Here is a 20,647-nt window from a genome sequence, read left to right as displayed (position 1 = left end):
GAGGAAGCGCGCAAGACGCAGATCATCGAGACCTCCTCGGGCGACTTCTACGGCAAGGGCTACCAGGACGTGCAGCACCGCGTGCCGAAGATCGGCAACACCGTCGACGAGCTGGGGTGGGAACCGAGGATAGGGATGGAGGCGTCGCTGCGGCGGATCTTCGAGGCGTATCGCACGCACGTGACGGAGGCAAGGACGTTGGTGAACCAGGGATGAGTTTCGACACGTGTCGCAGGCCCGAGGCACTTGCCTGACCGTGAGTGCTCCCTCTCCCGCAAGCGGGAGAGGGAGCACTCACGCAGCGTGCCCAAGCACCAGGCACGCGCGCAGCCTCAGCCGGCCGACACCTCGATCCGCCGCGGCCTCGCTTCTTCCCTGCGCGGGATCGTAAGCTTCAGCACGCCGTCCTGCAGGTTGGCTTCGATACGCGAAGCGTCGAGATCCGGGCTGAGCGTAAACGTACGCGCATAGCGAGGCTGCCGAATCTCGGCAAGCTGCACGCGCAGGCTCGCGGGCGTCGGCACGACGGCTTCGCCTTCGATGCGCAGGCTGCTGTCGTGCACGTTGACCTCGAGGTTCTCGCGCGGCACGCCGGGCAAATCCGCCCAAAGCGTGACCCCGGCGGGAGTCTCGTAGATATCGACCGCGGGCACCAGCGTCATGGCCTGGGTTTCCGCGCGGCGTTGCGCGACAGCGCCGCCCTGGTCACCCTGGCCGCTTGTGTTCTGGTCGCGCTGGACGACCTGGTTCGAATCGCTCATGGCTTTCTCCTCACGTTAGCTGACGGTGATCGCGCGCGGACGCGACGCTTCGCGCTTGCCTACGCTGATCGACAGGCAGCCGTTGGTATAGCGTGCCTGCACCTTGTCGGGATCAGCCGACTGCGGCAATTCGATCACGCGGCGGAAGCTGCCGAAGAAGCGCTCCTGCGCATAGGGCCGCACCTCGGCTGCGCCTTCCGGCTGCACCTGGGCACGCTCGCCGCTGATGGTCAGCAGGCCCTTGTCGATCGATACCTCGAGCTGGTCCGTCTTGATGCCGGGTGCGAATACCACGATCTCGATCGAGTCATCGGTCGTGCCGATATTCAGCGGAGGGAACCCCCCGAAACGCCCGGAGCGCAGGCTGGTTGGAAACCCGCCGAAGAGATTCGCCATCTGCCGTTGCATCCGGTCGAATTCACTGAACGGGTCGGTCCCGAAAAAGAAGTCACTCATGGTTAGATCCTCCTTCTATGCAGCGGGGAGGCGCAGGACCCTGATGTAGTGCACCTGGTCTCCTGCCAGGCCGCTGCAAACCAACGGAAAACACGCAGTGCCGCGTCGCCGCGACGACTGGGCAATCCATAATTAGTGCTGTCCCGCGCGGATTTCAAGGGGGGCGGATAGCGGGAAAATCGGACGCTGGCAGGTATCGGCCGCGTCACAGCCATCGGTCCGGGATTTCAGGCGCCAGCGCGGTCGAAGCCGGCCTTGCGCGCCAGCACGATCGCCTGCGCGCGGTTTTCCACTTCCAGCTTGGCGAAGATGCTGGTGATGTGGTTGCGCACGGTCTTCTCGCACAGGTCCAGGTGCGCGGCGATCTGGGCGTTGTCGCGGCCCTGCGCGATCAGTTCGACGATATCGCGCTCGCGCCGGGTCAGTGCACTGAAGGCGGGATCTCGCACCGGTTCCGTGGCCGGCAGGAAGGCGCGCACCTCGTCCAGCCAGCGCAGCCATGCGGGCTCGGTTTCCAGCAACAGGTGATTGCCGCTTTCCAGCGGCACGAAGCGCGCGCCGGGAATCTCGCTGGCGATCAGGCGTCCTTCGTCGAACGGCACACGCGCATCGCGCACCGCGTGCAGCACCAGTGTCGGGCACGATACCCGCGGCAGCAGCTTCACCACGTCGATCTCATTGAAGACGCGCATGAAGCGTGCGGCATTCAGCGGCGAGGTAGAGACCCGCTCAAGCTCGTTGAACCATGCATGCTGCTCGGCCGTGCCGCCGGGGATGAACTGGGTGGTAAAGAACTGGCGGAAGGCCGGATTCTCCTGGCCCCAGCCAAGCTCGGCGAGCTTGTTCATCAGCTCGGCCTCTTCCAGCAGGCGCTGGCTCAGGTTGTCGCGCTTCAGGCGCCCGCGCGCGTAACCGCCGTGCAGCACCAGGTGGCTGACACGTTCGGGATGCGCGACCGCGTAGGCGACGGCAATCGATGCGCCCTGCGAGATACCGAGCAGCGGAAAATGGTTGACCCCGGTGGCGTCGACGATGGTCTCCAGGTCGCGCAGCCAGGCATCGAAGGACAGGTCCTCGATCTCCCGGTCAGAGAGCCCGCAGCCGCGTTCGTCATAGCGGATCAGCGTATGCGTGGCGGACAGCGCCGTGATCATGTGGCTCCACACCGGGCTGCCCACGTCGAACTCCAGGTGGCTCATCCAGTTGGCCGCCTTGACCAGCGGTGCACCGCAGCCCGTGATGGCGTACGCAAGGCGAACGCCATCACGGCTGGTGCACAGGCGGAGCTGCTGCTTGAACATCGGCATGTCGGGGCCGCGCGGCACTGGGACGGCCGGCCGGCAGCCGCGGGCCGCGGCCGCCATGCGGGCGCACCGCGTGACTTCCCTAGCTTAGGCAAAGGATGGGCGGCGCAAAAGCGCCGTCGATCGCTCAGGACAGGCATTCCCCGCTGCCGCGTGCATCGCTGCGCGCGCCGTCGCTGAAACCATCGCGGGAACTGGTTCGCGCCCCCTCGGTAAAGGTATCAAAGCGTCCCATGCGCGCGCCATCCATGTAAGGATCAGGCTTGCGCATCGCATCCCGGTTCGGATCAAAGCCACGGACCACGCACACTGACATGCTGCCGCGCGCCACCACGGGCCGCATCGCGGCCTCGGCGGCAGGACTGCGCGCGCCCTCCGTGAAGGCGTCGCGCTGCGCGTTGTGGCGCGGCGCGGCAGCGGCCAGTGCTTCGCCATAGGCACCCGCATGGGCGGCATGACTGAAGCCGGCGGCGAGTGCGGCAGTGGCAAGCAGGGTCTTGGCAAGATTCTTATGCATTGCTATCTCCAACAGGGATGCCGGCGGCATTGCCGCGACGGCACTCCTCATGCAGGCGATCGGCTACGAAACGGCACGGGCCGCACGGGATCGCCTCGACCGTGCCAGCCGTTGCCTGGCGCAAGCCGCTGCCATCCCATCATGGGGCTGCGGCGCAGCGCCTGACTCCTGTATCAGTGGTATGCGGATGCGGGGAAGCGGCCGCCGTGCCTCAGTGCAGCCATGCGAGCATCGCGAACAGCGGTGCCAGCGACGGCAGCAGCCGCGCCGGACTGTGCCCGAGTGCCGCCAGGCACGCCGACCCGCGGTCGGCGGCCAGCAGCACCGCGGCGTGCCAGGCAACCGGATCCGTTGCCTGGCGTCCGCGCAGGGAGCGCGCCAGCGACAACGCGCGTCCCAGCTCGCGCGCCGGCGTGCCGTGATCGTGATTCAGCTCACGCAGTGAGGCGAGGCACGATTCCCAGTTCGCATGTGAATGACAGAGGACGTAGAGCAGCAGGAGCGCCGGCAGCAGCGATGGCAGCCACGGCGGCAACGCCCGTTGCAGTCGACGGATGCGACGGGTACCGTCGGCATGCCGGCTGGACTGGCGAGACCACTGCTGCAACGCGCACATGGCACAGGCTCCTTCTGGAAGGGACCGCCATGAAGGCGGTCAGTGACAAGCTGAGGGTTGCATTGTGTGGCGAGGGGCGGTGCGTACGCATGAGGCCGGTGTCCCGGGTCAGCGTCAGCAATGCGCGACTTCCCGGGACAAGCGCCCCGAGGGACGGGCTGCGGGTGGCGCATGGCAGGCAGGCGGCGCAAGCCGGGCAAAAGCAAAACCCCCGGATCGCCTGGCGGCGTGTCCGGGGGTCGCTGAGGCTCGACGGGAGCGGGCGCCGGGGCCCGCGCGTTCAGATCTCGACCTTGGTGCCCAGCTCCACCACCCGGTTGGCCGGGATCTGGAAGAAGTCCGACGGCTTGGCGCCGTTCTGGTGCATCCAGGCGAACAGGCTCTCGCGCCACATCGGCATGCCCGGCAGCTTGGACGGAATCACCGATTCGCGCGCGATGAAGAATGAGGTCTCCATCAGCTCGAAGTGCATGCCAAGCTTGCGGTCGGCCAGGTCCAGCACCCTCTGCACATCGGGCGTTTCCTTGAAGCCGTATTCGGACTTCAGGATAAAGACGCCGCCGCCAACGTCCTTGCAGCTCAGGCGATGGTCGTCGTCAACGTAGGGGATGTCGCGCGTGACGAAGGTCAGGAACACCACGCGCTCATGCAGCACGCGGTTGTGCTTCAGGTTATGCAGCAGCGACACCGGCACGGACTCGGTATTGCCGGTCAGGAACACCGCGGTGCCCTCAACCCGGTGCGGCGGATGCGCCAGCAGCCCGGCGATAAAGGGCTCGAGCGGGATGCCGTCTTCCAGGCTGCGCGCGCGCAGCAGCTTGCGGCCGCTGTACCAGGTCATCAGCAGGAAGAACGCGGCGCTGCCCAGCAGCAACGGGAACCAGCCGCCTTCGGCAACCTTGAGCAGGTTGGCGGCAAAGAACGACAGGTCCACCACGATGAAGGCCAGCCCGACCACGGCAACCAGCGCGGGGTTCCACTTCCAGACGCTGCGCATGCACACCGCGGCCAGGATGGTGGTGATGACCATGGTGGTGGTCACGGCGATGCCGTAGGCAGCGGCCAGGTTCTCTGACTTCTTGAACGAGATCACCACGCCGATCACCAGCACCAGCAGCAGCCAGTTGATCACCGGCAGGTAGATCTGGCCGATCTCTGCGGCCGAGGTGTAGCGCACGCGCATGCGCGGCAGGAAGCCCAGCTGGATCGCCTGGCTGGTCAGCGAAAACGCGCCGGAGATCACCGCCTGCGAGGCGATCACGGTGGCGCAGGTGGCCAGCAGCACCATCGGGATCTGCAGCAGATCAGGCACCATCAGGTAGAACGGGTTCTCGGCGCCGGCCGGGTTGTGCAGCAGCATCGCGCCCTGGCCGAAGTAGTTCAGCATCAGGCAGGGCATCACCAGCACAAACCAGCCGATGCGGATCGGGCGCGCGCCGAAGTGGCCCATATCGACGTACAGCGCCTCGGCACCGGTCAGCACCAGGAATACCGAGCCCAGCACGATAAAGGCCTGCAGCGCGTGCTCCACCAGGAAGGTGATGGCGTAGTACGGGTTGATCGCCTTCAGGATCTCCGGCGCCTGCACCAGGTGGAGAATCCCCAACCCCCCCAGCGCCAGGAACCAGGCGGTCATGATCGGCCCGAACAGCTTGCCCATGGTCGCAGTGCCATGGCGCTGGATCAGGAACAGCGCCGCCAGGATCATCAGCGTGATCGGTATCACGAACTGCGACAGCTGCGGCGCGGCGATCTCCAGCCCTTCCACCGCCGACAGCACCGAGATTGCCGGCGTGATGACCGCGTCGCCGTAGAACATGCAGGCGCCGAAGATGCCCAGCATCATCAGCACCCTGGCCCTGCCCGAGCGTGGCGCCACGGTGCGCAGCACCAGCGCCATCAGCGCCAGCACGCCGCCTTCGCCGTCGTTGTCGGCCCGCATCACGAAGACCACGTACTTGATCGAGACCACGATGATCATGGCCCAGAACAGCATCGAGATGACGCCCAGCACGGCCTCCGGGCTGAACATGATGCCGTGCTCCTTGCTGAAGCACTCCTTGAGGGCATACAGCGGGCTGGTGCCGATGTCGCCGAAGACGACGCCTACCGCGCCGAGCACCAGGGCGCGCGTGCTCGGGCTCTCGACAAAATAATGGCTGGTTGTGGACTGGGTCATGAAATTGGGTCTGCTCGACCAGGTCGCCGGCAGGTTTGTTGGCTCTGCCGCGGCCCGGTCCCATCCAGCGCAACAGCTTGCTGCGCCCGTTTCCGGTTCTGCTTGCGGTTCTTATTGCATTGCACAAACGCGCGCAATTCTAGATGAACTGTCGACTATCGACCACTGCGGCAAACAGGGATGCCGCTTTCGTGACTTCGCAAGGATGGGAGGGAAGCGGCGGATGGTCAAGCCCTGGAAGAGCAAAACAGAGTGTCCTTGCGCCCGCAAGCGGCGTTGCGGCAGGACAACATGAGCGCCTTATGCGGCGCTTTTCATCTCAAACGCCCAGGTAGCGGTCCAGGGCTTCGGGCTTGCCGGCAAGGTCCGACGCGGGGCCGGCCATCACCACCCGGCCCTTCTCCAGCACCACGGCACGGTCGGCATGCGCCAGCACCGAGCGGAAATTGCGGTCGACCACAACCGAGGCGATGCCAGTGCCACGCACGGTGGCGATGACCTCCCAGATCTCGCGCACGATGCGCGGGGCCAGCCCTTCGGTGGCCTCGTCCAGCACCAGGCAGTCGGGATTGGTCATCAGCGCGCGGCCGATGGACAGCATCTGCTGTTCGCCGCCGGACAGCTGCTGGCCGCCATGGGACAGGCGTTCCTTGAGCCGCGGGAACAGGTCGAGCACGCGCGCCTCGTCCCAGTCGTTGCGGCCACTGCAGCCCTTGCGCGCGGCCATCAGCAGGTTTTCGCGCACCGACAGGCTGGGGAAGATGCCGCGGCCCTCCGGCACGTAGGCCACGCCCAGGCGCGCCACCTCGAACGGCTGCGCGCGCGAGACGTCGCGGCCGGCCACGCGGATCTGCCCCTGGCGCTGGCGCACATGTCCCAGCAGCGTGCGCAGCAGCGTGCTCTTGCCCATGCCGTTGCGGCCCAGCAGCCCGACCGTTTCGCCCACGCCCACGGTAAAGTCGACGTCGCGCAGCACGTGGCTTGAGCCATACCAGGCGTTGATGCCGGTGGCCTCGATCATCGGTGAATTGATCGGTGCGTTCATGCGGCCTCGCTCTCTTCCTCGCCCAGGTAGGCGACCTGGACCTCGTGGTTGGTCCGGATCGCCTCGGGGCTGCCCGTGGCAATCACGGCGCCGTTGACCATCACGGTGATGCGGTCGGCAACCGAGAACACCGCGTCCATGTCATGCTCGACCAGCAGGATGGCGTGGCCCTCGCGCAGGCCGCGCAGCAGCGCCAGCATCCGCGCCGACTCTTCCGCGCCCATGCCGGCCAGCGGCTCGTCCAGCAGCAGCGCGACCGGCTGCGTGGCCAGGCACATTGCCACCTCCAGCTGCCGCTTCTGGCCATGGGCCAGGTCGCTGGCAAGCCGGTCCGCCAGCGGCGCCAGGCCGGCCCGCTCCAGCGCCTCGTCGGCCAGCGTGGCGCTGGTGCGGCAGCCCTGGGCGCTTTCCCACAGCCGCCACGCCCGCTGCGCGCGCGATTGCGCGGCCAGCCGGCAGTTTTCGCGCACCGTCAGCGGCAGGAAGATATTGTTGCGCTGGTAGCTGCGCCCCACCCCATGGCGCGCCAGCCGCGGCTGCGACCAGCCGGTCACGTCCTCGCCCTTCAGGTGCAGGCGGCCGGACGACGGCGCCAATTCGCCGGACAACATATTGATCAGCGTGGACTTGCCCGCGCCGTTGGTGCCGATCACGGCATGGATCTCATGCAGTGACAGCGACAGGTCGACGCCCGCCACGGCGGTCAGGCCGCCGAAGCGCCGGGTCAGTTGCTGCGCCTGCAGGATCGGCGTTCCTTGCGATATCATGCGGCCTCCGTATTGCGGCGTCCTTCGCTGCGGCTGTCCGCAGTGACCGCGGCCTCATCCGTGCCGGTGCCGGCATCGCCATTGCGGCGCCCGCGGCGGCCGTGCCGCAACACCGACGGCAGGCTGACCAGCCCGCGCGGCAGCAGCGCCACCGCGACGATGATGAAGCCGCCCATCAGCAGCTGCCAGTGCTTGGTCAGCGTACTGAACCACTCGGCCAGCAGCACGAACGAGAACGCGCCCAGCACCGCGCCGGCCAGGCTGCCCACGCCGCCCAGGATCACCATCAGCATGGCGTTGCCGGACTGGTGCCACGACGCGATCTCCGGATTGACGAAGCCAAACTGGATCGCATACAGAAACCCAGCCAGTCCCGCCAGCATCCCGCCCGCGACAAAGGCGCCAAGCTGGTAGCGGTAAGTGGCATAGCCCGCCGCGCGCATGCGCTGTTCGTTGTGGCGGATGCCGACCAGCGCGTGCCCGAAGCGCGAGCGCAGCACCAGCGCCAGCACCGCCACCGTCAGCACCAGCCCGAGCCATACCAGCCAGTAGAAATGCGTGGGATCGTTGACCGTCAGCAGGTGCTCGCCGGGCACCGGGAATTCCGGCCGGAAGTAGATATAGGTGCCATCGCTGCCGCCCGCGATGTTGGTGTCGTGGAAGACGAAATACACCATCTGCGCGAACGCCAGCGTCACCATGATGAAATACACGCCGCGGGTGCGCAGCACCAGCGCCCCCACCACCAGCGCCAGCAGCGCCGATGCCGTCAGCGCACCAGCCAGCAGCAGCCAGCCGTTGCCCGGGCCGGCCTGCGGCGCCAGGATTGCGGTGGCATACGCCGCCATGGCGAAGTACGCGGCATGGCCCAGGCTGACCAGCCCGGTGTAGCCGATCAGCAGCTGCAGCGACAGCGCGAAGATCGCCATGATCATCACCTTGCTGAGCAGCTCGATGTAGAACTTGTTGCTGTCCGCGGTCAGCAGCAGCGGCAGTGCCGCCAGCACCGCGAACGCCGCCAGCCAGCCCAGCCCGGTGGCCAGCGTGGCGTTGCGCGAGGAGTGCCGGCGCGCCGGCAATGTCGTCGGAGTCATGTCATCCTGCCTTGAACAGTCCCTGCGGCTTCCACAGCAGGATCACCGCCATCAGCAGGTAGATCAACACGCCGGCCGCCTCCTGCCAGAACACCTTGCCGAAGGTATCGACGAAGCCCAGCAGCAGCGACGCCACCAGCGCGCCCTTGACCGAGCCGATGCCGCCGATCACCACCACCACGAAGCAGACGATCAGCACCTGCGCCCCCATGCCCGGATAGACCGACGACACCGGCGCGGCGATCATGCCGGCCAGCACCGCCAGCGCCACGCCCAGCGCGAACACGAAGCGGTACAGCACCGTGATGTTGATGCCCAGCGACTGCACCATCTCGCGGTTGGTGGCGCCGGCGCGGATCATCATGCCCAGCCGGGTGCGCCGGATCACGTAGTACATCGCCAGCGCCACCACCAGGCATACCGCGGAGATAAAGAGGCGGTACACCGGATAAGTCATGTCGTTGCCGATCGCCAACGCGCCGTCCAGCAGCGCAGGCACCTGCACGCCGTGCACGTCATCGCCGACCAGGATGCTGCGCAACTCCTCGAACACCAGGATCAGCCCGTAGGTCATCAGCACCTGCTGCAGGTGGTCGCGTTCATACAGGTAGCTGAAGAAGGCCCATTCCAGCACGTAGCCGAATGCCACCGCCAGCACGATGCCGAGCGGGATGGCGATAAACAGGTTGCCGGTCAGGCCGGCAAGCGTGAAGGCCAGGTAGGCGCCCAGCATGTAGAAGCTGCCGTGGGCGAGATTGATCACGCCCATGATGCCGAAGATCAGCGTCAGGCCGCTGGCCACCAGGAACAGCAGCAGGCCGTACTGGACACTGTTCAGGCACTGGATCAGGAAGGAGACGATATCCATGCGGGGTAATGCATCAAATTACCTACAGCGCCACACATGCCGGTGGCAGGCCCCCCTCTCCCGCGCGCGGGTGAGGGGTTGGGGAGAGGGCCGGGCTTGCGGGATGCGAAGGCCTTCACTTCGTGGGGACTCCTGCCCTCTCCCCCGCCCTCTCCCGCAGGCGGGAGAGGGGAGCAAACCGACTGGCCGGGATGGCCTTACAGCCGGCAACCGCGCGCAGGATCAGCCAGCGCCTTCACCGCCACCGAGCTGACCTTGTTCTCGCGTCCGTCGACCTTGCGCAGGTAGAAGTCCTGCACCGGGTTATGCGCCTTGGACAGCGTGAAGGCGCCGCGCGGGCTGTCGATCCTGGCGGCGCCCATGGCCTTGTACAGGTCGGCCTTGCGCGTCATGTCGCCCTTCACCGCCGTGGCGCCGGCCGCCAGCAGCTGGGCGGCATCGTAGCCCTGCACTGCGTACACGTCGGGCTGCAGCTTGTAGGTCTTGGCGTAGTCCAGGCGGAAATTCTTGTCGCGCGGGTTGGTCAGGCCATCGGCGTAATGCAGCGTGGTTTCCAGGCCCTGCGCGGCAGTGCCCTGTGCTTCGAGCGTGCCGTCGGTCAGGAAGCCCGAGCCGTACAGCGGGATCTTGTCCTTGAGCCCGGCCGCCGCCCAGTCCTTGACGAACTTGACCGCGCCGCCGCCGGCAAAGAACACGAACACGGCGTCAGGCTTGAGCGACGCCACTTCGGTGATCAGCGCCTGGAACTCGACATTGGGGAACGGCAGGTTCAGTTCCTTCACCACCTTGCCGCCCTTGGCCTCGAACGCCTCCTTGAAGCCCTTTACCGACTGTTCGCCTGCGGCGTACTTCCAGGTCAGCGTCACCACCTTCTTCAGGCCGCGCTCGCCCAGCACCTGGCCCATGGCGTAACCCGGCTGCCAGTTCGAGAACGAAGTGCGGAAGATATTGGGGCCGCACAGCGGACCGGTGGCCTCGTCCACGCCGGCATTAGGAATGATCAGCAGCGTGTTGTTCTCCTTGGCCACCTTGACGATGCCCATCTGCACGCCCGAATGCACCGTGCCGACCACCACGTCGACCTGGTCGCGCTTGACCAGCTTGGTGGCGTTCTCCGGCGCCTTGGCCGGATCGGATTCATCGTCGACCTTGAAGTACTCGATGTCGCGTCCGCCGAGCTTGCCGCCCTGCTGCTGCACGTACATGCGGAAGCCGTTTTCGATGGCCGTACCCAGGGCCGCGTAGGTGCCGGTGTACGGCAGCATGAAGCCGACCTTGATCTTGCCCCCCGGCGCAGCGGGTGCGGGGGCCGCCGGCTGCGCGGACGCGCCGGCCATGGCAAAGACGGTGGCGACGGCAAGGCAGGCAGGCGCAAGCCTGCGCGAGGTGAAGCGACGCATGGTGTCTCCTGGTGGTCAAGCCGGTGGCTCGCTGGACCGTTGCCGGTCACCCCTGCCCTTGCCGTGTCCCGCGCCGGCGCATGCACCGTGAGGACCCTTCGCAACAGGCGGGAAGCCGAATTATTTTAGGTTTGAAGTATATGCGTTTATATGCCGAACCGCGGCCAACGTCAACGGATCTTTTTGGTCGCGATGTGGCGAATGTCCACATCGCGCGAGTTTAAGCAAGGTGGTCTGGGGGGCATATCGATGGATACCCTCGATCTGCGCCATGGTGCCGTATTCGTCGTCCTCGCCCTGCACCGCCAGTACCGGGCAGCGCAGCCCGGACAGCAGCGGACGCAGGTCCCACTGACGGAATTCGGGGTCGAGCCAGATATTGTTCCAGCCCCAGAAGGCCGAATCGACGTCGTCATGATGGCGCGCCAGCCGCTGGCGCAAGTCGGTTTCCAGGTAAGCCTGGCGCGTGCCCGCGATGCTGCGCACCGACAGATCTTCCACCACGATATGCGGCGCCAGCACAATGATGCCGGCAACCGCCTGCGGAAAGCTGGCGGCGTGGATCAGCGCGATCGAGCCGCCGTCGCTGTGGCCCAGCAGCCAGGGCATGCCATGCGCGCGGCCGGGACCGATGTCGAGCGCGTCGAACAATGCGGGCATCGCCTCGCGTGCCTGGCGATGCATGAAGTCGGGACGCCATTTTTCCTCGTGCGGCCGCGGCGTCGAACGTCCGTAGCCATAGCGCGAGAACACCAGGCCGCGATAGTCGCCGGCTTCGCAAAATTCGCGCGGAAAATCGCGCCACATGCTGACCGAGCCCAGCCCCTCATGCAGGAACACCACCAGCGGGCGCCGCGCGCGTTCAGGCCGCAGCCACTGGTACTCGATCCGGATACGGCGGTTGTCGAAGGGAATTTCCACCAGGCTGCTTTGCATGGGCACGTTGTTGTCTTGCATCGGTTCAGAAGGGATATCCGGCGGTTACGGGCGCTTCATTGCGCCGCCTCCCGCGCGGCCTGCTCGCGCTGGCGCAGGCGGAAGCGCTGGATCTTGCCGGTCGCGGTCTTGGGCAGTTCGGGCACGCATTCGATCTGGCGCGGGTACTTGTACGGCGCGAGGCGCGACTTGATAAAGGCCTGCAGTTCCGCCGCCATGCCGTCATGCCATTGCTGGCCGGGCCGGAGCACGACAAAGGCCTTGGGCTTGACCAGTTCGTCGGCATCCGTGACGCCGATCACCGCCGCCTCCAGCACGGCCGGGTGCTGCGCCAGCGCGGCCTCGACCTCGAACGGCGACACGTAGATGCCGCCGACCTTGAGCATGTCGTCGCTGCGGCCGGCATAGGTGTAGTAGCCATCGGCATCGCACAGGTACTTGTCGCCGCTGCGCGTCCACTCCCCGACAAAGGTATCGCGGCTCTTGTCGCGGTTGCACCAGTACATCAGTGCGGCACTGGGGCCCTTGATATAGAGGTCGCCGATCTCGCCGGGCGCGCACGGCTCGCCGCGCTCGTCCAGCAGCTTCAGCGCGTAGCCTGGCACCGGCTTGCCGGTGGTGCCGTAGCGCACCTCGCCCGGCCGGTTCGACAGGAAGATATGCAGCATCTCGGTGGAGCCGATGCCATCCAGGATGTCGCAGCCGAAATGCGCCAGGAAGCGTTCGCCGATATCGCGCGGCAGGGCCTCGCCGGCAGAGGTGCATACGCGCAACGCCACCTCGGCGCGCGGCGGCAGCTCAGGCGCCGCCAGCATGCCCGCAAACAGCGTGGGCACGCCGCAGAACACCGTGGGCCGCTGCTCGCGCAGCCGCCTGAACACGGCCGCCGGCGTGGGCCGTTCGGCCATCAGCACGGTGGTGGCGCCGACCGACATCGGAAAGGTCAGCGCATTGCCCAGCCCGTAGGCAAAGAACAGCTTGGCGGCCGAGAACACTACGTCGTCCTCGCGGATGCCCAGCACCTGGCGGGCATACAGGTCAGCCGTATGGAACAGGTTGCCATGCGTGTGCACGGTGCCCTTGGGCCGTCCGGTCGAGCCCGACGAATACAGCCAGAACGCCATGTCGTCCGGGCCGCTGCGCACGGTCTGCGCGGGAGAACGCGTGCGCGCCAGCATCGCGCCCACGCTGCACGCCGGCGCGCCGTCGGCATGCGGCGCCGCCTGGATCACCATCGGCGCCAGCCCGCTCTTGTCGATGGCGGCCTTCATCACCGGCAGCAGCGGCTCCGACACCACCACGGCGCGCGCGCCGCTGTGGCCAAGCATGTAGGCGTAATCGTCCGCGGTCAGCAGGGTATTGACCGCCACCGGCACCACGCCCGCCAGCAGGCAGCCGAGAAATACCGTGGGGAAATCAATGGTATCGAGCGCGCACAGCAGCAGCCGCTCTTCCTGGCGCAAGCCCGCGTCGCGCAGCGCGCCGGCAAAGCGGCGGGCACGGGCATCGAGCTCGGCGTAAGTCAGCGAGGCGGTGTCGTCGATGTAGGCTGTCCTGGCCCCGCGCCCGGCCGCGAGATTGCGCGACAGCAGGTCCTCGGCGGCGTTGTAGCAGGTGGGCAGTGCCGCCACGGCATCGGTAGCGGGTGGAACAGCCGGCGGCACGGGCGATGCTGCCGCTGGCATGCCGGCGGCGGTATTGGGGGGCGTCATTGTCTCCACTCCTTGGGGTCGCGCCGCGGGCCATGGGCGCCGCGCCAGCGTCAGTCCAGTCGCTGTTCTGCTTGCCGATGTCCGCCAACGTGCATGCCGGCATCCGCTTGTTGATGCATTTTATTTCATATCAACTATTATGCAAGCGAGGGGATGCACTATAGGACAGGCTTTATCGAAGCGACTGCCTGCCGCGCCACTTGGCTCACCAAGGCTGCTCGTATAATGCGCCCTTGCTTTTTCTGCCGGTCAACCCGAAACCACCACCATGCGCCGCGATCCCGCCCCGCTGCCCGCCAACGAGACCGAAGCCGACACGCGCCCCGCCGGGGATGCGCCCGCAGCCGCCAACGCCGAGCGCGACCCCTACCTGACGCTGCTGGGCGAGCGCATCCGTTCGCTGCGGGCCTCGCGCGGCATGTCGCGCAAGGACCTGGCGCGCGGCGCCGGCGTGTCCGAGCGCTACCTGGCCAACCTGGAAACCGGCACCGGCAATGCGTCGGTGCTGCTGCTGCGCCAGGTGGCGCGCGCGCTCGACGTGCCGCTGCCGGTGGTGCTGGCCGAAGTGGACGGCCTGAACGGCGAGCAGGCCACCGAGTTTGCGCAGATGGTGCAATGGCTGGCGCAGTTGCCCGCGGGCGACCTGGCGCGCGTGCGTGAAGCCTGCCGCCATGCACTGGCCCCCGCAGAGTCCGGCGATGCGCGCCACCGCCGCATCGCGCTGATCGGCCTGCGCGGCGCCGGCAAGTCGACCCTGGGCCGCGCGCTGGCAGCGGCCAGGGACGTGCCCTTTGTCGAACTGAACACCGTGATCGAGCAGGAGGCCGGCGCCAGCCTGTCGGAAATCCATTCGCTCTACGGCCAGGCGGCCTACCGCCGCTACGAAATGCGCGCGCTGGAACGCACCCTGCGCGAGCACGACCGCCTGGTGCTGGCCACGCCGGGCAGCCTGGTCTCTGAACCCGCCACCTTCAACCTGCTGCTGTCGCAGTGCTACACCATCTGGGTGCGCACCTCGCCGGAGGAACACATGGCGCGCGTGGTGGCCCAGGGCGACATGCGGCCGATGGAAGGCAACCGCGAGGCCATGGCCGACCTGCGCCGCATCCTGCAGGCTCGCGCGCCGCTCTATGACCGCGCCGATATCTCGATCGACACCAGCGGCCAGGACGCCGCCGCCTCGCTGCAACAATTGCGCGCCCAGCTCCAGGCCGCCGGCGCGTGACTACCCCGCCGGCCGCGCGCGGGTGACAAAGACATTGCGCCAGCCGTCTCCATGCACTATATTTCATCAAAAGCCGCAAGGCACTATAGTGCACTCAGGAGACAGCCATGTCCGCGCCGGCAACCGCCCCACTGCGTCCTGACCAGTCAGCCGCCCCGTCAGACGCACCCATCACCTTCGAGCGTCATCCCGACCAGTACCGCCACTGGAAACTGAGTTTCGACGGCCCCGTCGCCACGCTGGCGATGGACGTCGACGAGGAAGGCGGACTGCGCCCCGGCTACGCGCTGAAACTCAATTCCTACGACCTTGGCGTCGATATCGAACTGCACGACGCGCTCCAGCGCATCCGCTTCGAGCACCCCGAAGTGCGCACCGTGGTGCTGACCAGCGCGCGCGACCGCATCTTCTGCTCGGGCGCCAATATCTTCATGCTGGGGCTGTCGTCGCATGCGTGGAAGGTCAACTTCTGCAAGTTCACCAACGAGACCCGCAATGCCATCGAGGATGCCAGCCGGCACTCAGGGCTGAAGTTCATTGCCGCCTGCAACGGCACCACCGCCGGCGGCGGCTATGAACTGGCGCTGGCGTGCGACGAGATCGTGCTGGTCGATGACCGCTCGTCCGCGGTAAGCCTGCCCGAGGTGCCGCTGCTGGGCGTGCTGCCCGGCACCGGCGGCCTGACCCGCGTGACCGACAAGCGCCACGTGCGCCGCGACCACGCGGATATCTTCTGCACCACCACGGAAGGCGTGCGCGGCCAGCGCGCCAAGGACTGGAAGCTGGTTGACGAAGTGGTCAAGCCGGCACGCTTTGCCGAGCATATCGCCGAGCGCGCGGCGGCGCTGGCGGCCACCAGTGACCGGCCGCAGGGCCACCACGGCATCACGCTGACACCGCTGTCGCGCACCATCGAGCCCGACGGCTACCGCTACGAGACCGTGCGCGTGCATGTCGATGCCGCGACGCGCAAGGCCACGCTGACCGTATTCGGGCCCGACAAGCACCAGCCCGCGGATCTCGCCGGCGTGGTCGCGGCCGGCGCGCAATGGTGGCCGCTGAAGATGGCGCGCGAGCTTGACGACGCCATCCTGACGCTGCGCGCCAACCACCTGGATATCGGCATCTGGGTGCTCAAGACCGATGGCGACGCGGCCGCGGTGCTGGCCGCCGATGCGCTGCTGCAGGCGCATGCCGGCCACTGGTTCGTGCGCGAGACCATCGGCATGCTGCGCCGCACGCTGGCGCGGCTGGATGTATCGTCGCGCAGCCTGATCGCGCTGATCGAAGCCGATTCCTGCTTTGCCGGCACGCTGCTGGAACTGGCGCTGGCCGCCGACCGCAGCTATATGCTGCACCTGCCCGACGCTCCGGACGACGCACCGCGCGTGTTCGTCTCCGCGCTCAACTTCGGCCACTATCCCATGCCCAACGGGCAAACCCGGCTGGCGGCGCGCTTCTATGGCGACGAGGCCGCGCTCACGGCGGTGCGCGAGCACATCGGTGCGCCGCTGGATGCGCTCAGCGCCGATTCGCTCGGGCTGATCACCGCCGCGCCCGACGATATCGACTGGGAGGACGAAATCCGCATCGCCCTGGAAGAACGCGCCAGCCTGTCGCCGGATGCACTGACCGGGATGGAAGCCAATTTGCGCTTCGGCGGCGCCGAGACCATGGAAACGCGCATCTTCGGCCGCCTGACCGCGTGGCAGAACTGGATCTTCCAGCGCCCCAACGCCGTCGGCGAGAACGGCGCGCTGAAGGTCTTCGGCAGCGGCAACAAGGCACGCTTCGACTGGGACCGGGTGTAGCGCCCGCCCCGCGCCAGACAACAAGGAGACAGCACGTGAGCATCGACTACAGCCAGAAGATCCCCAACAACGTCAACCTGTCCGACGACCGTGCGCTGCAGCGCGCGCTGGAACACTGGCAACCGGCGTTCCTCGACTGGTGGCGCGACATGGGGCCGGACGGCTCGCACAACTTCGATGTCTACCTGCGCACCGCGGTGTCGGTCGATCCGTCGGGCTGGGCGCACTTCGACCACGTCAAGATGCCGGACTACCGCTGGGGCATCTTCCTGCAGCCGGCCGACCCCGAGCGCAGGATCCACTTCGGCGAGCACAAGGGCGAAGCCGCCTGGCAAGACGTGCCGGGCGAGCACCGCGCCAACCTGCGCCGCATCATCGTGACGCAGGGCGACACCGAGCCCGCCTCGGTCGAGCAGCAGCGCCACCTGGGCCTGACCGCGCCGAGCCTGTACGACCTGCGTAACCTGTTCCAGGTCAATGTGGAGGAAGGCCGCCACCTGTGGGCGATGGTGTACCTGCTGCACCGCTATTTCGGCCGCGACGGCCGCGAGGAAGCCGAGGCGCTGCTGGAGCGCCGCTCCGGCGACCAGGACAACCCGCGCATCCTCGGCGCCTTCAACGAGCGCACGCCGGACTGGCTGGCGTTCTTCATGTTCACCTACTTCACCGACCGCGACGGCAAGTTCCAGCTGTGCGCGCTGGCCGAATCCGGCTTCGATCCGCTGGCGCGCACCACGCGCTTCATGCTGACCGAGGAAGCGCACCACATGTTCGTGGGTGAATCGGGCGTGTCGCGCGTGCTCCAGCGCACCTGCGAGGTGATGCGCGAACGCGGCATCGAAGACCCCGCCGAAGTGCGCGCCGCCGGGGTGATCGACCTGGAGACCATCCAGCGCTACCTGAACTTCCACTACAGCGTCACCATCGACCTGTTCGGCGCCGACCAGTCGTCCAACGCCGCCACCTTCTACAGCGCCGGCCTGAAGGGCCGCTTCGAGGAAGGCAAGCGCGCCGACGACCACGTGCTCAAGAGCGATGTCTACCGCGTGCTGGAAGTGCGCGACGGGCACCTGGGCGAGCGCGAGGTGCCGATGCTCAATGCGCTCAATGAAGTGCTGCGCGACGACTACATCAAGGACAGCTTGGGCGGCGTGGCGCGCTGGAACAAGGTCATCGAAAAGGCCGGCATCGCATTCCGCCTGACCGTGCCGCACAAGGCCTTCAACCGCAAGATCGGCACGCTGGCCAATGTGCATGTCTCGCCCGAGGGCCAGCTGATTTCCGAAGCGGAATGGCAGGCTAACGAACGCAAGTGGCTGGCCACCGACGAAGACCGCGCCTTTGTTGCCTCGCTGATGGGCCGCGTGGTGGAGCCCGGCAAGTACGCCAACTGGATCGCGCCTCCGGCGGTGGGCATCAACCGCCAGCCGATGGATTTCGAGTACGTGCGTTTCAACTGAACCAGAAGCACAGGACAGGCCAGGAGCCACCGGAGACACGCCATGGGCGCCCCCGACATCATCAAGCAGCACCTGATCGATCCGGAAATCTGCATCCGCTGCAATACCTGCGAGGACACCTGTCCGATCGATGCCATCACCCACGACGACCGCAACTACGTGGTCAGGGCGGACGTGTGCAACGGCTGCAACGCCTGCCTGTCGCCCTGTCCGACCGGAGCCATCGACAACTGGCGCACCATGCTGCGCGGCCAGGCCTACCCGATCGAGGCGCAACTGCTGTGGGACGAGTTGCCGGCCGAGGTGCCGCTGCCGGAACTGGCCGACCTGGGCGAGGCGCCGCAGGCAACCCTCGGCACCGGCACGGCAAGCGGCGCCGCACCCGACGCCGCCATCCAGTCCGTGGAAACCAGCCGCCACACCTCGCCGCGTGCGCCGTGGTCGGCGGCCCATCCCTATGTGAACCTGCATGGCGTGCGCGCGCCGGTCACGGCGACCGTGGCCGGCAACTACCGGCTGACCGCAGAAGACGCATCCAGCGACATCCACCATATCGTGCTGGATTTCGGCACGCACTTCTTCCCGATCCTGGAAGGCCAGTCGATCGGCATCGTGCCGCCCGGCACGGATGCGTCGGGCAAGCCGCACTACATTCGCATGTACTCGGTGGCCAGCCCGCGCGACGGCGAGCGCCCGGGCTACAACAACCTGGCGCTGACCGTCAAACGGGTCGACCAGGACCACGATGGCAAGCCGGTGCGGGGCGTCGCGTCCAACTACCTGTGCGACCTGGCCAAGGGCGACAGCGTACACGTGGTGGGCCCGTTCGGATCGACCTTCCTGATGCCCAACCATGCCGAGGCCAGCATCATGATGATCTGCACCGGCACGGGCTCAGCCCCGATGCGCGCCATGACCGAGCGCATGCGCCGCAACATGGCGCACTTCGGCGGGCGCCGGCAGCTGTTCTTCGGTGCGCGCAACGCCAACGAACTGCCCTACTTCGGCCCGCTGCTGAAGCTGCCCAAGGATTTCCTCGACATCCATTTCGCCTTCTCGCGCGATCCCGCCGCGCCGCGCCGCTACGTGCAGGACGCGATCCGCGAAGCCGCTGACAGCGTCGCCGCGCTGCTGGCCGATCCCAACGGCCATATCTATATCTGCGGACTGAAGGGCATGGAGGCAGGCGTGCTCGAGGCATTCGAAGCGGTGTGCGCCGGCTCCGGGCACGCGTGGCCCGAGATCGAGGCCGCAATGAAGGCGGAGGGCCGGCTTCATATCGAGACCTACTGACGCCGCCGTAGTTTGCTGGTTTTTCAGCAATCGCTTCCCTTCTGAAAGGCATCGCCTATAATATTTCTGAAGAAACAGGAGTTATGGCGATGCAATCCAGGCGGATTCCGGAAACCGATCCCGCCGGCGGCCCCGACCCCGGCACCACGCTGACCAAGGCGGTGATGCGCGCCGCCGGCTTCCTCGGCATCAGCCAGGCCGTGGTGGCAAGCGTGCTGGGCATCAGCACGGCATCGGTATCGCGCATGGCATCTGGCGGCTATGTGCTCGATGCGCACCGCAAGGAGTGGGAATTCGGCGTGCTGTTCGTGCGCCTGTTCCGATCGCTCGATGCCATCCTGGGCCACGGCGACCAGGCCCGGCTATGGCTGACCAATGAAAACCTGGCGCTGGGCGGCAAGCCCCTTGAAATGATCCGCACAACGGAAGGTCTGGTCCGTGTCGTTCACTACCTGGACGCCACCCGCGGTCGCATCTGAGCGCAGGCAGTTCGCGCTCACGCTGTGGCGGGCGGTGGAGGCCCAGCACGTCGTATCCACCATGCCGCTGGTCGACAGCCTGGAAGAACAGGCTGTGCTGGAAGCCGTGCTCGACGCCGGCAAACCCGCAGTGCCCGCCGAGGCACGCCATCTGCACTACCTGCTGTTCACCCCGTTCCGCTATCCGCCCTCGCCCTGGGGCTCGCGCTTTCGCGCCAGCCAGGATCCGGGCGTGTTCTACGGCGCCAACGAGATCCGCACCGCCTGCGCCGAACTCGGCTACTGGCGCTGGCGCTTCCTCAACGACAGCCCCGCGCTGCCGCGCATCGACGCCCGCGCGCAGACGTTGTTCGAAGTGCGCGTCGATACCTGGGGCGTGGCACTGGACACACCGCCGTTCGACCAGGACCATGCCATCTGGACCGATCCCGACCACCACGAGCCCTGCCAGGCCTTCGGCCGCATCGCGCGCGAGGCCGGCCTAGGCATGATCCGTTACACCTCCGTGCGCGATCCCCGGCATGGCCCCTGCGGCGCGGTGCTGACCCCGCACGCGTTCTCCCACCCGGCGCCGCTGGCCACCACCACCTGGATGCTGACGGTGCGCCGCGACCGCGTGATCTGGCAGCGCGACGACCTGCAGCAACGCGACAGCTTCGAGTTCGAGGCCGCGCTGTGGCAGCGCACAACCGATAGCACTGGCACGGGCTGAACCTCTGCCCCG

19 protein-coding genes and 1 pseudogene are annotated in these 20,647 nt (G+C 67.1%); 7 read left to right on the top strand and 13 right to left on the bottom strand.

Features of this window, described 5'->3' with window-relative positions; translation table 11 throughout:
• Nucleotides 1–216: pseudogene (locus AC3WRI_RS10610) on the top strand (bifunctional UDP-4-keto-pentose/UDP-xylose synthase); the annotation flags it as partial.
• 116 nt (nt 217–332) lie between these two features.
• Here AC3WRI_RS10610 and AC3WRI_RS10605 read toward each other — a convergent pair.
• From AC3WRI_RS10605 to AC3WRI_RS10545, 13 genes are all read right to left on the bottom strand, one after another.
• Nucleotides 333–761 carry an Hsp20/alpha crystallin family protein gene (locus AC3WRI_RS10605; protein WP_492293296.1) on the bottom strand — a complete coding sequence of 143 codons (429 nt, stop codon included), beginning with the start codon at nt 759–761 and terminating at the stop codon, nt 333–335.
• 15 nt (nt 762–776) lie between these two features.
• The gene (locus AC3WRI_RS10600; RefSeq protein ID WP_011615075.1) at nt 777–1,217 is read right to left on the bottom strand and encodes an Hsp20/alpha crystallin family protein; all 441 of its coding nucleotides are present in this window, start codon (nt 1,215–1,217) and stop codon (nt 777–779) included.
• Between the two features lie 227 nt (nt 1,218–1,444).
• The gene (locus AC3WRI_RS10595; RefSeq protein ID WP_011615074.1) at nt 1,445–2,581 is read right to left on the bottom strand and encodes an alpha/beta fold hydrolase; all 1,137 of its coding nucleotides are present in this window, start codon (nt 2,579–2,581) and stop codon (nt 1,445–1,447) included.
• Nucleotides 2,582–2,648: 67 nt separating this feature from the next.
• On the bottom strand, nt 2,649–3,038 hold the full coding sequence (locus AC3WRI_RS10590; protein ID WP_058698896.1) for a hypothetical protein: 390 nt from the start codon (nt 3,036–3,038) through the stop codon (nt 2,649–2,651).
• 211 nt (nt 3,039–3,249) lie between these two features.
• Entirely contained in the window at nt 3,250–3,654 is a 405-nt protein-coding gene (locus AC3WRI_RS10585; protein WP_011615072.1) for a hypothetical protein, read from the bottom strand.
• A 280-nt stretch (nt 3,655–3,934) separates the two neighbouring features.
• Nucleotides 3,935–5,833, bottom strand: coding sequence for a potassium transporter Kup (locus AC3WRI_RS10580; RefSeq protein ID WP_011615071.1), 1,899 nt, complete (start codon nt 5,831–5,833; stop codon nt 3,935–3,937).
• A gap of 319 nt (nt 5,834–6,152) precedes the next feature.
• Complete coding sequence (locus AC3WRI_RS10575) at nt 6,153–6,878, bottom strand: ABC transporter ATP-binding protein (protein ID WP_011615070.1); 726 nt, start codon at nt 6,876–6,878, stop codon at nt 6,153–6,155.
• Nucleotides 6,875–7,645 (bottom strand): ABC transporter ATP-binding protein, encoded by a 771-nt coding sequence (locus AC3WRI_RS10570; protein ID WP_011615069.1) that lies wholly within the window; start codon nt 7,643–7,645, stop codon nt 6,875–6,877. Before AC3WRI_RS10570 ends, AC3WRI_RS10575 begins: the two co-directional genes overlap by 4 nt.
• The gene (locus AC3WRI_RS10565; protein ID WP_011615068.1) at nt 7,642–8,739 is read right to left on the bottom strand and encodes a branched-chain amino acid ABC transporter permease; all 1,098 of its coding nucleotides are present in this window, start codon (nt 8,737–8,739) and stop codon (nt 7,642–7,644) included. The genes AC3WRI_RS10570 and AC3WRI_RS10565 overlap by 4 nt, the downstream gene beginning before the upstream one ends.
• Before the next feature lies 1 nt (nt 8,740).
• A complete protein-coding gene (locus tag AC3WRI_RS10560) occupies nt 8,741–9,607 on the bottom strand; it encodes a branched-chain amino acid ABC transporter permease (protein ID WP_011615067.1) in 867 nt (288 codons plus the stop codon).
• A 197-nt stretch (nt 9,608–9,804) separates the two neighbouring features.
• Complete coding sequence (locus AC3WRI_RS10555; RefSeq protein WP_011615066.1) at nt 9,805–11,007, bottom strand: ABC transporter substrate-binding protein; 1,203 nt, start codon at nt 11,005–11,007, stop codon at nt 9,805–9,807.
• Nucleotides 11,008–11,127: 120 nt separating this feature from the next.
• The gene (locus AC3WRI_RS10550; RefSeq protein ID WP_492293294.1) at nt 11,128–11,964 is read right to left on the bottom strand and encodes an alpha/beta fold hydrolase; all 837 of its coding nucleotides are present in this window, start codon (nt 11,962–11,964) and stop codon (nt 11,128–11,130) included.
• Between the two features lie 35 nt (nt 11,965–11,999).
• Complete coding sequence (locus tag AC3WRI_RS10545; protein WP_058698890.1) at nt 12,000–13,655, bottom strand: benzoate-CoA ligase family protein; 1,656 nt, start codon at nt 13,653–13,655, stop codon at nt 12,000–12,002.
• A gap of 268 nt (nt 13,656–13,923) precedes the next feature.
• On the opposite strand from AC3WRI_RS10545, the gene AC3WRI_RS10540 reads away from it, so the two are divergent.
• The 6 genes from AC3WRI_RS10540 (at nt 13,924) to AC3WRI_RS10515 (ending at nt 20,635) form a co-directional block, all read left to right on the top strand.
• Nucleotides 13,924–14,880, top strand: coding sequence for a helix-turn-helix transcriptional regulator (locus AC3WRI_RS10540; protein ID WP_439671580.1), 957 nt, complete (start codon nt 13,924–13,926; stop codon nt 14,878–14,880).
• Nucleotides 14,881–14,987: 107 nt separating this feature from the next.
• Nucleotides 14,988–16,691: a 2,3-epoxybenzoyl-CoA dihydrolase gene (gene boxC / locus AC3WRI_RS10535; RefSeq protein ID WP_492293292.1), complete on the top strand. Its 1,704-nt coding sequence runs from the start codon at nt 14,988–14,990 to the stop codon at nt 16,689–16,691.
• Between the two features lie 35 nt (nt 16,692–16,726).
• Nucleotides 16,727–18,151 (top strand): benzoyl-CoA 2,3-epoxidase subunit BoxB, encoded by a 1,425-nt coding sequence (gene boxB, locus AC3WRI_RS10530; protein ID WP_058698887.1) that lies wholly within the window; start codon nt 16,727–16,729, stop codon nt 18,149–18,151.
• Between the two features lie 42 nt (nt 18,152–18,193).
• Nucleotides 18,194–19,444 carry a benzoyl-CoA 2,3-epoxidase subunit BoxA gene (gene boxA / locus AC3WRI_RS10525; RefSeq protein ID WP_439671579.1) on the top strand — a complete coding sequence of 417 codons (1,251 nt, stop codon included), beginning with the start codon at nt 18,194–18,196 and terminating at the stop codon, nt 19,442–19,444.
• A gap of 89 nt (nt 19,445–19,533) precedes the next feature.
• Nucleotides 19,534–19,923 (top strand): MbcA/ParS/Xre antitoxin family protein, encoded by a 390-nt coding sequence (locus AC3WRI_RS10520; RefSeq protein ID WP_035815700.1) that lies wholly within the window; start codon nt 19,534–19,536, stop codon nt 19,921–19,923.
• Entirely contained in the window at nt 19,883–20,635 is a 753-nt protein-coding gene (locus tag AC3WRI_RS10515; RefSeq protein WP_011615058.1) for an RES family NAD+ phosphorylase, read from the top strand. The genes AC3WRI_RS10520 and AC3WRI_RS10515 overlap by 41 nt, the downstream gene beginning before the upstream one ends.
• The last annotated feature ends 12 nt before the right edge of the window (nt 20,636–20,647 follow it).

It is taken from the genome of Cupriavidus sp. FW305-27 (assembly GCF_058787995.1).
This window is presented reverse-complemented; position numbering and strand designations above follow the sequence as displayed.